Source organism: Streptomyces sp. NPDC058579 (assembly GCF_042718575.1).
In the GTDB taxonomy this organism is placed as follows: Bacteria; Actinomycetota; Actinomycetes; order Streptomycetales; family Streptomycetaceae; genus Streptomyces.
In genome coordinates this window covers 238,462-253,283 of sequence record NZ_JBHXPI010000003.1, presented here as the reverse complement: position 1 = coordinate 253,283, position 14,822 = coordinate 238,462, and the positions used below count along the sequence as shown (strand labels likewise).

Here is a 14,822-nt window from a genome sequence, read left to right as displayed (position 1 = left end):
GCCCCCAGCCCCCGCCCCGTCAGTACGGGTGGACCCCCACCGGGGCGGCCGGAGGTGGGCCGTAGCCCTCGGCGATGCGCAGGTGGTAGGTCTCGCGGTCGATGACCTCGAGGCCGACGATCTCCCACGGCGGCAGCTTGGCGCTCTGCCGGTGCTCGCCCCACAGCCGGAGCGCGACCGCCGCGGCATCGTGCAGGTCACGGGCCTCTTCCCAGTAGCGGATCTCCGCGTGATCATTGGCGTAGCGACTGGTCAGCAGGAAGGGATGGTCGTGGGCCAGCTGCTCGAGGCCGCGCCTGACCTCCTTCAGCGGGGCCTCGGCGCCCGAGACGCTGAGGGTGATGTGCCAGAGCTTCGAGGCGACCACGGGCCGCTCCTCACCGCGTACCTCGGCGGTCTGGGTGCTCTGTCCCCCGCCGCCCTGTCCCTCGTCGAAGTCGGCTCCGGCCTCGACACTGGTCAGGGCGCGTTCGGCTGTCCCGCGGGGCGGTGCCCCTGGGCGCGCTCGTCTCACCGGCGGCCTCCTGTTTGATGCGTGTGGTGCTGTACCCCGCCCTTGTCTTTGTCCCCGAGACAAAGTTGACCAGTCCGAGGCTCCACGTGGGGCGGTTTTGGTAAAGGTCCCTACCGGATGGCCGGTCTTTCAGCCGTTTTCTCCACACGCGCCCACACACGCCCTCACACGCCCCGCACAAGGGGACGGATCAGGCGCGGACGACCACCAGATCGTCGCGGTGGACGACCTCCCGCTCGTACTCCGGGCCGAGCTCGCGGGCGAGTTCGGGCGTGGAGCGGCCGAGCATGCGGGGGATCTCCTTGGCGTCGAAGTTGACGAGCCCGCGGGCGACGGCCAGGCCGTCGGTGTCGCGCAGTTCGACCGGGTCGCCCGCCACGAACTCCCCTTCCACGGCGGCGATTCCGGCGGCGAGCAGCGACTTCTTGCCCTCGACCACGGCCCGTACCGCGCCCTCGTCCAGGGTGAGGCTGCCCTGCGGGGTGGAGGCGTGGGCGAGCCAGAGGAGCCGGTCGGCGGAGCGGCGGCCGGTGCGGTGGAAGTACGTACCGGTGTCGCGGCCCGCGAGGGCGTCGGCCGCGCGGACGGCGGAGGTGAGGACCACGGGGATGCCGGCGGCCGCGGCGATCCGGGCCGCCTCGATCTTGGTGACCATGCCGCCGGTGCCGACCCCGGCCTTGCCGGCGGAGCCGATCTCGACGTGGGCGATGTCCTCGGGGCCCGCCACCTCGGCGATCCGCGAGGTGCCCGGCTTCGCGGGGTCGCCGTCGTAGAGCCCGTCGACGTCGGAGAGCAGCACGAGCAGGTCGGCGCGGACCAGATGGGCGACGAGGGCGGCGAGCCGGTCGTTGTCGCCGAAGCGGATCTCGTCCGTGGCGACGGTGTCGTTCTCGTTGACGACCGGCAGGGCGCCCATGGCGAGCAGCTGGTCGAGGGTCCGGTACGCGTTGCGGTAGTGGGCGCGGCGGCTGGTGTCGTCGGTGGTGAGCAGGACCTGTCCGACGCGGACGCCGTAGCGCGCGAGGGAGGCGGTGTAGCGGGCGACGAGGAGGCCCTGGCCGACGCTGGCGGCGGCCTGTTGCCGGGCGAGGTCCTTGGGGCGGCGGGTGAGGCCGAGGGGGGCGAGTCCGGCGGCGATGGCGCCGGAGGAGACCAGCACGATCTCCTTCTCGCCGCCGCTGCGGAACTTGGCGAGGACGTCGACGAGGGCGTCGACCCGGTCGGCGTCGAGCCCGCCGGAGGCGGTGGTGAGGGAGGACGAGCCGACCTTGACGACGATCCTGCGGGCTTCCGTCACGAACTGCCTTGCCACTGTCACCTGAACCGCCGCCACCTGTACCGCCGTCACCGGCGTCGTCCCACTCGGATGTCAGGCCGCAATCTACGCGAGCGGGCACGAGCTGCGCCCGCCCGTTTCGCCCGCTGGACCACCCGCGCGCCCGGCCACGCGCCCTCCCACCAAGAAACCCGTCAGCGGCTGGCGACCGGATCCGACTCCACGTCGGATCCGCCGGTCGGCCCGGTCGGCCCGGCAGCTCCCGCCGGGCCCGGCTGCTTGCCGCCCTGCACGAGGATCTTCCTCGACAGCAGATAGGTGAACGGAATGGCCACGACGGCCGCGACCAGTGGCGCGATCCGGTCGTCCATCCCGGCCCAGGTCACCAGCGCGTACAGGCCGACGCTCTGCACCAGGTAGTTGGTGACGTTGGTGAGCGGGAAGAGCGCGAACTTCTTCCAGGTGGGCCTGGTCCGGTAGGTGAAGTACGTGTTGAGGAAGAACGAGCCGATCATGCTGAGCACGAACGCGATGGAGTACGCGGCGAAGTACGGCATCCACGGGTGCAGCAGCAGATAGCACCCGTAGAACGTGCCCGTGTTGATCCCGCCGACAAGGCCGAAGCGGACGATCTGGCCCAGCTGACCGCGCATTCACATCTCCCGATCGGCGGCGGCGACGCGTGTGCGGCCGTCCATGCCACCGGCGGCGTGGTCGCCACCCGCGAACGGGCGGCGCGCCCTGGAGCGGTCCGTCTCCTTGACGAGGAAGTGCGGCCGGCGCTTGGTCTCATAGTAGATGCGGCCGATGTACTCGCCGATCAGACCCAGCATCATCATCTGGACACCGCCGAGGCCCACGATGATCGCGACGAGGGTGACGTATCCGGGGGCGCTGACGCCCTGTGTGAGGGCGGCGACCGCGATCCAGATCGCGTACACCGCGGCCAGGCCGCTGAGCGTGAGCCCGAGCCAGATCGCGAGGCGCAGCGGCCGGTTGTTGAAGGAGATCAGCCCGTCCATGCCGTAGTTGAGCAGCGAGCTGAACTTCCACTTCGTCTCGCCGGCCTCCCGCGCGGCGTTCTGGTAGTCGAACGTGACGGTGTCGAAGCCGATCCAGGAGAAGAGCCCCTTGGAGAAGCGGTTGTACTCGGGCAGCGAGATCAGCGCGTCGACGGCGGCGCGGGAGAGCAGCCGGAAGTCGCCGACGCCGTCGGTCAGCTCGACGTCGACCCACTTGTTCACGCCGCGGTAGTACAGCCGGCTCAGCGCGCTGCGGAGCTTCTTGTCGCCCTCGCGGGTGCGCCGGGCGATGACCTGCCCGTGCCCCAGCTCGAACAGTTCGAGCATCCGCTGGATGAGCTCCGGCGGGTGCTGGAGGTCGGCGTCCATGATCACGACGGCGTCGCCGGTGGCCTCGCGGAGCCCGGCGAGCATGGCGGCCTCCTTGCCGAAGTTCCGGCTGAAGGAGACGTAACGGGTCTCCTTCTCGAACTCGTCGGCGATGGCGCGCAGCCGCAGGAAGGTTCCGTCCCTGCTGCCGTCGTCGACGTAGCAGATCTCGTACTCGATGGGCAGGGCGCCGAGCACCTCACGGATGCGGGCGTCGAACCGGTCGATGACCGCTTCCTCGTTGTAGCAGGGCACAACGACGGACAACTTGATCATGAGCGGTGACTCCTGGACGAAGAGCGAACGAGACGCGTACGGATGCGGGTGCGGAACAGCGGGAGGGCGGCGACCGCGAGCAGCAGTGCGGCGGCCGCGCCGCTCGCCGCCAGGCCGAGCTTCAGCCCGGGGGTGTGGTACGAGCAGGACACCTGTGAGGCGCCTTCCTTCAGGGGCACGGCCATCAGGCCGCCGAGCGTGCGCGGGGCACGCTCCGGTGCGCCGTCGACCGAACAACGCCAGCCGGGGGCGGCGGGCACGGCGAGGACCGCGATGCCCTCCTCGGTGGCAGGCGCGAAGGTGGCGCGGATGCCGTGGCCGGAGGCCTCGACGCGGTCGGGGCCGGTGGCGCGGAGCTGCCGTACGGTCCGGTCGAGCGCAGCCCGGTCGAGGCAGCCGACGGGGGTCTCCGGGAGAATCGTTCCCTTGGCCGGGCTGACGGTCACGGAGATCCGGCCGCCGGCGGGGACGGTCCCGAGGGAGGCCAGCGAATTGGCGGTCATCGGGTACTTGCCCGCGGCCTCGACGGTCTGGCCGAGAGCGGTGACCTGACCGGACAGCCAGGGCGCGTTCCAGAAGGCCTCGGTGCCCGGGGTGCACATGGCGGTGAACGTCGTGGGGCCGCCGCGCTTCATGGACGGCACGCCCCATCCACGGAGCGGCTTGCCCGAGCCGGGCGGTGCGGGCTCGGTCCGGACGAGCTTCGGCACCTCGTACAGCCGGGCGCCGAGGACCCGCTCCTGGCGGGCGAAGACCGTGGCGTCGCGCCCCACGGTCCCGTCGAGGCGCGTGCCGGCGGGGCGCAGGGTGACGACGGGCGGGGCGGAGGCGGGGCGCTGGACGAATCCGTCGGGGTTGACGTCGTCCTCGAGGTAGCTGCTGACGCCCATGATCGCGCGGCTGACCGGGTCGTTGAAGCTGACCGTGCCGCGCCCCTGCATGAACCAGCCGCCCCCGAGCCCGTGGAGGGACGCGGCGGTGGCGGCCGGCAGGTAGCTGCTGTAGTAGCGGCCGCCCTGCCCGGCGAGGAGCATCGGGTCGTTGGCCGCGAAGGAGTGCGGGCCCGGGTCGGTACGGCTCGCGGGCCAGGCGTCCGCCGCCTTCAGCTGGTCGTACGCGGCGCGCGACTGGTCGTCGTAGGTGCGCTTGGGCGCCCACCAGTCCATCGCGTCACGGATCTGGGTGGTGGACAGGACCGTGTAGGAGGCGGAGAGCAGGACGGCGCCGGCCAGGCCCACCGTGAGCCCCCGACGGACCCGGCGGTCCTCCCGGTAGCGGTGCAGCGCGAGCAGCAGGGCGAGGAAGACCAGTCCGCCGGCGGCGAGGATCCAGGGTCCTCGCGTCATGTACGCGGTGGTGCTCACGGCCGCGACCAGGGCGACGACCAGGGCGCCGCCGCCGAGCAGCTCGGCGGGGCGGGGCCGGCGGGCGAGCGCCAGCCAGGCGACGCAGACGAGGACGGCCGTGAGGGCGATCGAGGCGCGGTACGGACTGCCGTTGGGCAGGGCGAAGCCGTGCCAGAGCAGGATCGTGGGCTCCCAGACCAGGGAGGCGGCCATCAGCACGATCAGGCCGAGCCAGGCGGCCCGCTCCTTGAGCGGCACGCGCCGGATGAACGGGTACGTGGCGATCAGGAGCAGGCTGAGCATCCCGACGGAGATGTGCGGCACGCGGCCGACGAGCCCGCCGGGGATCAGGTGCGCCAGGTAGTCGGCGAGCTCAGGCCCTCCGCGGTAGACGGCCTCGGGAGCGGGCTGGGACAGCTTGCTCGCCTTGAGGCCGACGGTGAGGACGGGGGCGGCGAGCAGCAATCCGGTGACGGTCATGGAGCAGACGCGCGCGAGGACCCGCAGGCGCTCGCCGGCGGGCCGCTCGTCGAGGAGCACCCGGACGAGCAGCACGAGGCCCATGCCGATGGTGGCCATGGCGGCGGTGTAGAAGTTGCCCGCCCAGCAGACGGTGACGAAGAGGGTGCCGAGGACCCAGCGGCGACGGTGCAGGCACCAGTCGTAGGCGATTCCCAGGAGCGGGAGGGCGACCAGGCCCCACATCCACATCGGGTCGGAGAAGCCGTCCGAGACCATCCAGGCGCTGAGGGCGAAGCCGACGGAGAGCAGGGCGCGGAGCCAGGGGCTCCCGTCGTGGAGCCGGCCGAGGAAGACGGTCATGAGGCCCGCCGCGAGCCCCGCGCTGAGAAGGGTGACCAGGAACACAGGGAACTCGACGGCGTCCCGGGGGAAGACCCCGACCAGCCACGAGAACGGGTTCATGAGGTACGTGAAGAAGTCGGCGAGGAACGGGACGCCGTAGCCGCTCGACCAGTTGAACAGCAGGTCACCGGTGGTCTCGCCGTGCATCAGGTCCCGCAGCTGGGCGTGGAACGGCACGAACTGGTTGCCGAGGTCGTTGACCGCGCGCGAGCGGCCCCCGAAGGGATAGGTGCCCTGGACGGCCATGGCCACGCAGTACGCGGTCATGGACATGAAGGCGGCGAACCAGGGGGCGATCAGCCTCGCTCTTCGGCGCCCGCGCGGTTCGAGTGCGACTTTCGGCACGTCTGGGGTGGAACCGTCCACCCCCTGGTGAGCATCTGTCTCTGCTGAGGGGTCCAGCACGGCGGCCTGCCCTTGGTTTCGAGTACCTGGGCGCCCCCGATTGCCCTGGATATCCAAGTTGAGCAGCATTCGTACGTCCCCGTCACTTTCCTTGGTCTATTTGCGCACAAAGAGGCTACGGCTCCTATGTGCGGACACCTTCTAGACAGGTACGGGGCCGAAAGGGTTGCCCTCTAAAATCGACGAATCCGATCGAGGGGTGCCCCAGTCACCCGGGCGGGGCCCCCAGGGCTCGGAAGCCTCCTGAACCGTCGGAGAGCCGGAAAGTGAACGCGAGGTACCGTTGAGGCAGCCTGCGCAAGACAAGTGGATCGAGGTGCCAGTGCCTGACGTCTCCGTGATCGTCATCGCCTACAACGACGCAGAGCGTCTCCCGACGGCCGTGCGATCGGTGTTGGACCAGACATTGCAGAGCGTCGAAGTCGTGATCGTCGACGACTGCAGCAAGGACCGCACCTTCGAGGTCGCCCAGGAACTGGCAGCCGCACACCCCGGCCAGGTCCGGGCCTACCAGCTGCCCGAGAACAGCGGCGCGGGCGGCGAGCCCCGCAACGTCGGCATCGGCCACGCGCGTGGCCGCTACGTGATGTTCCTCGACAGCGACGACGTCCTCGAGGTCAACGCCTGCCGGAACATGGTGTCGGCCGCCGAGGAGACCGGCGCCGACATGGTCTCCGGCCTGTGCGTCCGGCTCACCAAGGACACCGTCCAGGAGAAGCGCAACGAGTGGTACCCCTGGCTCTACTCGACGACCCGCACCCTGGACTCGGTCACCGAGCTACCCGACCTGTTCGTCTGGGACACCCTGTCCACGAACAAGTGCTACCGCCGCGACTTCCTCGTCGACAACGAGCTCCGCTTCCCCAAGGGGATGTTCTACGAGGACCTGATGTTCATCGCCGACGCCTACATGGCGGCGAAGAAGATCACCCTCATCCCCAACCAGGTCTACTTCTGGCACGTCTACGAGAAGGCCGCCGTCAAGTCGGTCACCAACAGCCGGCACGAGATGGTGAACTACCAGCACCGGCTGGAGATCCACCGTCGCATCGACGCGCTGCTCGACCGCCACGGCCAGGACGAGATGCGGGCCGCGAAGGACGTCAAGTTCCTCAAGCACGACCTCGTCCTCCATCTGCGTGATCTTCCGTTCCGCGACGAGGCCTACCGCCGCGAGTTCGAAGAGCTCTCCCGTCCGTACCTCCAGGGCCTGAACCGTGAGGCGTACGGCAAGTGCGCCAAGATCCAGGCGATCTGCGCGTACCTTCTGGAGAAGGGCGACTGGGACAACCTGCTGCCCGCCGTGGACACCCTGATCCACCGCGACAAGCTCTCCGCCCCGCTCGCCGAGCGCGACGGCCGCGTCTACTGGTGCGCCGAGCACCTCGACGACGAGTTCGGCCGCGAGGTCCTCGACGTCACCGACCTCGGCTACCACCAGAAGCCGATCAACAAGCTCTTCCTGCGCAACGAACTCACCACGTACGAGGAGTCGGCGGGCACCGCGAAGCTCGGCGGCCGGATCACCAACCCGCTGGGGATCGTCAAGCCTGAGGACACCCTCAAGGCCGAGGTGGAGTTCCGGGCCCGCCGGCGCAGCCTGCAGACCTTCCTCTTCCCCGTCACCACGCTCCGCCACGACGGCGAGACGATCCAGTGGGAGACCGAGGCCGACATCAGCTCCAAGCTGCGTCCCCTCGGCATCATCGACTCGGTCTGGGACGTCCGCGTCGTCCTCCATGTGAACGGCGTCCGCACCCAGACCCGTCTCACCGTCGAGCAGAGCGACCTGGGCGGCGGGGCGCTCCCCGTCAAGCCGAGGCTGACCCGGCTGGTGGGCGACCGCATAGAGCCCCACCCCACCGCCAAGGGCCACCTCGCCTTCCGTCTCGTCTCCTCCAAGGGCGACAGCGACCGGATCGAGGAGCTCGTCCAGCGCGGTCTGCACGGCAGGCCCGGCCAGATCGCCAAGTCCGGCCTGCGGCGCGCCAAGGCGCTGCGCTCCACCCTCACCTCCGGTGAGACCAAGCTGCGGCTGTACCACGAGGTCTACAGCCGGCTGCCCGTGAAGAAGCGCACCGTCGTCTTCGAGAGCCAGCTGGGCAAGCAGTACAGCGACAGCCCGCGCGCGATCTACGAGGAGATGGTCCGCCAGGGCCTGGACTTCGAGGCGGTCTGGTCGTACACCGGCAGCCCGAAGGACTTCCCCAAGGGCGTCCAGCTGGTGCGCCGCTGGTCGCTGCCGTACCTCAAGGCCCTGGCCCGGGCCGAGTTCTGGGTGGACAACCAGAGCTACCCGCTGCGCCTCGCCAAGCGTCCCGAGACGACGTACATCCAGACCTGGCACGGCTCCGCGCTGAAGAAGATGGGCTTCGACCAGCCCAAGCTCAAGGCGCAGACCCGGCAGCAGCAGGAGACACAGCAGAAGCACCTCGACCGCTTCGACCACTTCCTGGTGCGTTCGGAGCACGACGTGCGGACGCTGGCCAAGGCGTTCCGGCTGCAGGACCGCACGCTGATGCGCGCCGGCTACCCGCGCAACGACGTGCTGGTGCAGGCTCGGCAGCGCGAGGAGGAGGCCGGCCGGCGCGAGCGCGGGCCGCTCGCCGAGAAGCTCGGCATCCCGGCGGACAAGAAGGTGCTGCTGTACGCGCCGACCTTCCGCACCTCGGGCAAGGCCAGCCTGTTCCAGCTCCCGTTCGACGTGGACCGCTTCGCCGAGGAGTTCGGCGACCGTTACGTCCTGCTGGTGCGCGCGCACTACTTCAACCACGTGGTGCTGCCGCCGAACGTCGAGGGCAAGATCATCGACGTCTCGCACGAGCACGACGTGATGCCGCTGATGGAACTCGCCGACGCGCTGATCACGGACTACTCCTCCGTGATGTTCGACTACGCGCTGCTCGACCGGCCGATGCTGTTCTTCACGTACGACTACGAGGCCTACGTCCACGAGGACCGGGGAACGTACTTCGACCTGCTCGAGCACGCGCCCGGACCGGTCTTCCGCACGGAGGACGAGCTGCACGCCGCCGTGCGCGAACTCGACGCCCAGGGCCGGGAGTTCTGCGACGCCCGCAAGCGCTTCGTGGCCGAGTTCGGCGAGTTCGACCAGGGCAACGCCGCGCGGTCGATCGTCGAGAAGTTCTTCTCCGGGTGGAGCCGTTGATGACCGAGATGATGAGTACGACCATGACCGCCCCGAAGGACGACACGAAGACCCGGGACATCATCCTGGTCTCCAACAGCGTCGACGAGCTCGGCGGCATCACCAGCTGGACTCACCAGATGGCACGGCTCTTCAGCGGGCGCGGCCACACCGTCCACGTCGTCGGCGTCGTCCCCGCCCCCGAGGGCCGGCGCGCCGACCTCGGCGACGACCTGCCGTACCGGACGACGACGCTGTACGACGCCCACCCGCCGGCGCTCAAGTCGATCCGGGGCATCAAGGGCAAGCTCGACCTCGTCGAGCGCCGGCGCAGGGCCGCGCGCGAGTCGGGCATGCGCCGCGAGGCCGCCAAGCTCACCGCGATCTTCCGCGCCGCGCGCCCGGGTGCCGTCGTCATCGTGACGCAGGTCTGGGCCATGGAGTGGGTCGCCCTCGCGGACACGGCGGGGCACCGCGTGGTGGGCATGAGCCACGAGTCCTTCCTCACCTGCAAGAACTCCTCCCGCTTCCAGCGGGTCAAGAAGTTCTACGCGGACGTCGACCGGATGCTCGCGCTGACGCGGGAGGACGCCGACCTGTGGATCCGGCAGCGCTTCGACCACGTCGGGTCCATGCCGAACCCGCTGCCGTTCTTCCCCGAGGAGCCCTCGCCGCGGACGGCCAAGGTCGTCGTCTCCATCGGCCGGCTGCACGAGGAGAAGGGTGTCGACCTGCTCCTCGACGCCTGGTCCGAGGTGGCGCCCAAGCACCCCGAATGGATCCTGCGCCTCTACGGCTCCGGTGAGGAGGAGGCGGCGCTGAAGGCGCAGAGCGAGCGGCTCGGCCTCGCCTCGCAGGTCGAGTGGATGGGGCGGACCAGTGACGTCCCCGGCGCGCTGAAGGACAGTTCGCTGTTCGCGCTGTCCTCCCGCGGCGAGGGCTTCCCCCTCGCCCTGATGGAGGCCATGGCCACGGCCGTGCCCTGTGTCGCCTTCGATGTCGCCCCGGGTGTCCGCGAGATCATCACGGACGGCGAGAACGGTCTCATCGTGCCCCCCGGCAACACCGGTGAGTTCGCGCGCAGGCTGGACGAGCTGATCTCCGACCAGGAGCTGCGCGACCGGATGGGCGACAAGGCCCGCGTCGACATCCAGCGCTACTCGACGGACGAGATCGTGGCGCGCTGGGAGAGCCTCTTCACGCTGCTCGACCGCTAGCCGGTCGCTTCAGGACACGCAGAAGGGAGGCCCGCCGGTGACCGGCGGGCCTCCCTTCGTCGTACGGGTGTGGCGTCAGGCTTCGTACGGGTGTGGCGTCAGGCCGACACGGAGCGGCGGGCGACCCAGCCCGCCCAGGCCGAGTCGATCATGTCGCGGACGTCGTGGCGGGCCTTCCAGCCCAGCTCGCCGGCGATGCGGTCGGCGGAGGCGACGACGCGGGCCGGGTCGCCCGCGCGGCGCGGGGTGACGACCGGGGCGACGGAGTGGCCGGTGATCTCGTTGATCAGGTCGATCATCTCGGTCACGGAGACGCCCTCGCCGCGGCCGATGTTGACCGTCAGGTCGCGCGGCTCACCGGCGGCGGCCCACTCGGCGAGCTTGCGCGCGGCGACGAGGTGGGCGTCGGCGAGGTCCTCGACGTGGATGTAGTCGCGGACGCAGGTGCCGTCCGGGGTGGCGTAGTCGTCGCCGAAGATCCGCGGGGCCTCACCGGCGTCGAGCCGCTCGAAGACCATCGGGACCAGGTTGAAGACACCCGTGTCGGCCAGCTCGGGGGTCGCGGCGCCCGCCACGTTGAAGTAGCGCAGGCAGGCGGTGGAGATGCCGTGGGCCTTGCCCGCGGCGCGGACGATCCACTCGCCGGCCAGCTTCGTCTCGCCGTACGGGCTGAGCGGCAGGCAGGGCGTCTCCTCGGTGACGAGGTCGACGTCCGGCATGCCGTACACGGCTGCCGAGGAGGAGAAGAGGAAGTTGCGGACACCCGCGGCCGCCACCGCCTCCAGGAGGACGGTGAGACCCTGCACGTTCTCGCGGTAGTAGTGCAGCGGCATCTCGACGGACTCGCCGACCTGCTTCTTCGCCGCGAGGTGGACGACGCCCGTGACACCGTGCTCGGCGATGGCGCGGTCCAGGACCTCGCGGTCCAGGGTCGAACCGACCACCAGCGGCACACCCTCCGGCACCCGCTCCGCGTAGCCGGTGGACAGGTCGTCGAGGACGACGACCCGCTCCCCCGCCCGCGTCATCGCGCGGACCACGTGCGAGCCGATGTAACCGGCGCCACCGGTGATCAGATAAGTCATGTACGCACATCCCTTTCGCTAGGACCGGCGCGAGAGCCTACGGATCCTGGCTCCGACCGCCCCGAGCCCGTCGCGGGCGCCGGGTGCGATCCGCACCGCGAGCGAGCCGTTCGCCGTGGTGTACTGCTGCACCAGCAATACACCGTACCGGCTGCTCGGCAGCACCGAGCGCCGCTGGCGGCCCTCCGGCAGCCGGAGCGCCGTCGCGAAGGTCTCCCCGTCGGCGCACGTCACCGTGGCCCGGATGTCCCAGAACTGGATCCCGGCGTTGCCGCGGCTGCGGCCTGCCCGGGCCAGGCCGGTGAGCCCGGCCGGGACGCGAGCGGTCCAGCCGCCGTCCACCTCGGTCAGCTCGGCCCGCTCGGTACGGGCCGGCGCGTCCGCGCCCCGGGGGACGAACGACACCTCGGCGGTACGGGGGCCGGCGGCGCCCACCCGGCCGTACAGGTCGCGGACCGTGAGGCGCAGCTCGGCGCCCGCGCCGGTGCGCAGGGCCGCGTCGACCACCAGCGGGAGCTCGGCGAGGGGCAGGGTGTCGACGCCGTCCAGCTCCACGTCGGGCAGGTCGTCGGACCAGACGGGCGTGTCGCCCTTCCGGGCGTACGGCGGGAGGAGGCGGGCCGGGTCGGCGGAGAGCCGGGAGAGGCGCAGCAGGTCCCTGGGCTCCTCGGCGGCGAGCAGGAAGCGGGCCGTCCAGCGGGCGGGCGCGGTCGCCGCGGCGATCTCACCCTCCTCGAAGGCCGCCAGGTGCTCGCGGGTCAGCCGCCACCAGTCGCGCTGGTACTCGGCGCCGCGCAGCCGCAGCTCACGGGCGTACATCCGCAGGTCGTGCTCGAGGAACTTGGTGCGGCAGGCGGCGGCGAGCTCGGCGCGGCCCGCCTCCCGCAGGGTCTCGACGGCCTGGCGGTGGGCGGCGATCCGGGCCCGCCAGTTGGTGACGTCCTCGCGGGCGAGGGAGATCGACAGCTGGGCGGCGGCGCGGCGCACGTGCCAGACGTACACGGTGTCGGGGATCACCGCGATGCGCGGCGCGGCGGCGAGCACGCGGGCGGTGAAGAGGAAGTCCTCGTAGACGAAACGGCCGTCGGGGAAGCGGATGCCGTGCTCGGTGAGGAAGGACCGCTCGTAGATCTTGTTGACGCAGAGGGTGTCGTGCACCAGCGGTACGAGGTCGGCCGGGGTCTCCAGGAGCGCGGGCTCCTGGTAGAGGGCGGGCTGCCAGCGCACGTCGCGGCCCTCGGGCAGCTCGCGCCGGACGCAGGCGCCGACGGCCACGGGGGTGCTGTGCCGCTCGGCGGCGGTGACCAGGGCCTCGGCCGCGCCCTCGGGCAGGATGTCGTCGCTGTCCAGGAACATCACGTACGGCGCCGTGGCCGCCTGGATGCCGTCGTTGCGGGGGGTGCCGCAGCCGCCGCTGTTCTCGGTGCGGTGGACGACCCGAACCTTGGGGTGGAGCGCGGCCAGCTCGTCCAGGACCTGCGCGGTGGCGTCGCTGGAGGCGTCGTTCACGGCGACGACCTCGGCGACGACGGGTCCCTGGGCGAGCGCCGAGCGAATCGCGTCGCCGACCAGCTCCGCGTCGTTGTAGGCGATGACGACGACGCCGAGCATGCCTGCGGTCGTGACGGGGTGGGGGGCGCTACTCACACCGAGATCCTACGGGAGCGGCCGGCCTCACCGACCGGCCGCGCACCCACCCCCATGGCCGCCCTCGCACGGTGAGGCCCCGGGGGGCCTCACCGGCTTCGGACGACTGCGCCGCCGTAACATCAGCCGCTCCGCGGCGGGCGTCCGCCGGACCGTGAGCCCTGCCCCGGGCTAGAACGGGTTGAACTCGTCGTACTCGCGCTGCGAGTCGTCGCGCTCGGCCTCGCGGTCGCGGCGGCGCTGGGCGGCCGGGCGGGGGGCTTCGAGGCGGTGGTCCTCACCGCGGCGGCCGAGCATCTCGGCGCCCGCCATCATCGAGGGCTCCCAGTCGAAGACGACCGCGTTGTCCTCGGCGCCGATCGCGACGCCGTCGCCCGCGCGGGCGCCCGCCTTCATCAGCTCGTCCTCGACGCCCAGGCGGTTGAGGCGGTCGGCCAGGTAGCCGACGGCCTCGTCGTTGTTGAAGTCGGTCTGGCGGACCCAGCGCTCCGGCTTCTCGCCGCGCACCCGGTAAAGGTCCTCGGACTCCTCGTACGTGACGGTGAAGCCGGCCTCGTCGACCGCCTTCGGGCGGATGACGATCCGGGTCGACTCCTCCTTCGGCTTGGCCGCGCGCGCCTTGGCGACGACGCCGGCCAGTGCGAAGGAGAGCTCCTTCAGACCCGTACGGGCCACGGCGGAGACCTCGAAGACCTGGTAGCCGCGCTCCTCCAGGTCCGGGCGGATCATGTCCGCCAGGTCCTGGCCGTCCGGGATGTCGATCTTGTTGAGGACGACGATACGGGGCCGGTCGTCGAGGCCGCCGTACTGCCGCAGCTCCTCCTCGATGACGTCGAGGTCGGTGACGGGGTCGCGGTCGGACTCCAGCGTCGCCGTGTCCAGGATGTGCACCAGGACCGAGCAGCGCTCGACGTGGCGCAGGAACTCCAGGCCCAGGCCGCGGCCCTCGCTGGCGCCCGGGATCAGACCCGGCACGTCGGCGATCGTGTAGACCGTCGAACCGGCCGTGACGACGCCCAGGTTCGGGACGAGCGTGGTGAAGGGGTAGTCCGCGATCTTCGGCTTGGCGGCCGACAGGACGGAGATGAGCGAGGACTTGCCGGCGCTCGGGTAGCCCACGAGGGCCACGTCGGCGACGGTCTTCAGCTCCAGGACGACGTCCCGCGCCTCACCCGGCTCGCCGAGCAGCGCGAAGCCGGGGGCCTTGCGGCGGGCGGAGGCGAGCGCCGCGTTGCCGAGGCCGCCGCGGCCGCCCTGGCCCGCGACGAAGGTGGTGCCCTCGCCGACCAGGTCGGCGAGCACATTGCCCTGCCTGTCGAGGACGACGGTGCCGTCGGGCACGGGCAGGACGAGGTCCTGGCCGTGCTTGCCCGAGCGGTTGTCACCGGCACCGGGCTGACCGTTGGTCGCCTTGCGGTGCGGGGAGTGGTGGTACTCGAGGAGCGTGGTGACGGACTGGTCGACGACCAGGGTCACGTCACCGCCACGGCCGCCGTTGCCGCCGTCCGGCCCGCCGAGGGGCATGAACTTCTCCCGGTGAACGGAGGCGCAGCCGTGGCCTCCGCTACCCGCGGCGACGTGCAGCTCGACGCGGTCCACGAAGGTGGTCATGGTTGGTGCCTCCAGTTACAAGGGGGTACTACGAGGTGGAAT

10 protein-coding genes are annotated in these 14,822 nt (G+C 70.9%); 2 read left to right on the top strand and 8 right to left on the bottom strand.

All coding sequences use genetic code 11. The features are described from left to right. Positions 1-19: 19 nt before the first annotated feature. The 5 genes from ACFWRO_RS06380 to ACFWRO_RS06360 all read right to left on the bottom strand — a co-directional run bounded on the left by ACFWRO_RS06380 (position 20) and on the right by ACFWRO_RS06360 (position 6,012). On the bottom strand, positions 20-514 hold the full coding sequence (locus ACFWRO_RS06380; protein WP_384505058.1) for a hypothetical protein: 495 nt from the start codon (positions 512-514) through the stop codon (positions 20-22). Between the two features lie 190 nt (positions 515-704). Next, on the bottom strand, positions 705-1,832 hold the full coding sequence (gene proB, locus ACFWRO_RS06375) for a glutamate 5-kinase (RefSeq protein WP_384505055.1): 1,128 nt from the start codon (positions 1,830-1,832) through the stop codon (positions 705-707). A gap of 152 nt (positions 1,833-1,984) precedes the next feature. Beyond that, entirely contained in the window at positions 1,985-2,443 is a 459-nt protein-coding gene (locus tag ACFWRO_RS06370) for a GtrA family protein (RefSeq protein WP_384505052.1), read from the bottom strand. After that, a complete protein-coding gene (locus ACFWRO_RS06365; protein WP_384505049.1) occupies positions 2,444-3,457 on the bottom strand; it encodes a glycosyltransferase family 2 protein in 1,014 nt (337 codons plus the stop codon). After that, a complete protein-coding gene (locus ACFWRO_RS06360; protein ID WP_384505046.1) occupies positions 3,454-6,012 on the bottom strand; it encodes a YfhO family protein in 2,559 nt (852 codons plus the stop codon). Before ACFWRO_RS06360 ends, ACFWRO_RS06365 begins: the two co-directional genes overlap by 4 nt. Before the next feature lie 382 nt (positions 6,013-6,394). On the opposite strand from ACFWRO_RS06360, the gene ACFWRO_RS06355 reads away from it, so the two are divergent. Next, entirely contained in the window at positions 6,395-9,241 is a 2,847-nt protein-coding gene (locus ACFWRO_RS06355) for a CDP-glycerol glycerophosphotransferase family protein (RefSeq protein ID WP_384505043.1), read from the top strand. Then, the gene (locus ACFWRO_RS06350) at positions 9,241-10,437 is read left to right on the top strand and encodes a glycosyltransferase (RefSeq protein ID WP_384505040.1); all 1,197 of its coding nucleotides are present in this window, start codon (positions 9,241-9,243) and stop codon (positions 10,435-10,437) included. The genes ACFWRO_RS06355 and ACFWRO_RS06350 overlap by 1 nt, the downstream gene beginning before the upstream one ends. Before the next feature lie 98 nt (positions 10,438-10,535). Here the strand turns inward: ACFWRO_RS06350 and galE are convergent, their stop codons facing one another. The 3 genes from galE to obgE form a co-directional block, all read right to left on the bottom strand. Next, positions 10,536-11,522: a UDP-glucose 4-epimerase GalE gene (gene galE / locus ACFWRO_RS06345; protein ID WP_384505037.1), complete on the bottom strand. Its 987-nt coding sequence runs from the start codon at positions 11,520-11,522 to the stop codon at positions 10,536-10,538. Between the two features lie 18 nt (positions 11,523-11,540). Next, positions 11,541-13,133 carry a glycosyltransferase family 2 protein gene (locus tag ACFWRO_RS06340; protein ID WP_384505439.1) on the bottom strand — a complete coding sequence of 531 codons (1,593 nt, stop codon included), beginning with the start codon at positions 13,131-13,133 and terminating at the stop codon, positions 11,541-11,543. Positions 13,134-13,340: 207 nt separating this feature from the next. Further along, the gene (obgE, locus tag ACFWRO_RS06335) at positions 13,341-14,780 is read right to left on the bottom strand and encodes a GTPase ObgE (RefSeq protein ID WP_384505035.1); all 1,440 of its coding nucleotides are present in this window, start codon (positions 14,778-14,780) and stop codon (positions 13,341-13,343) included. Between the last annotated feature and the right edge of the window lie 42 nt (positions 14,781-14,822).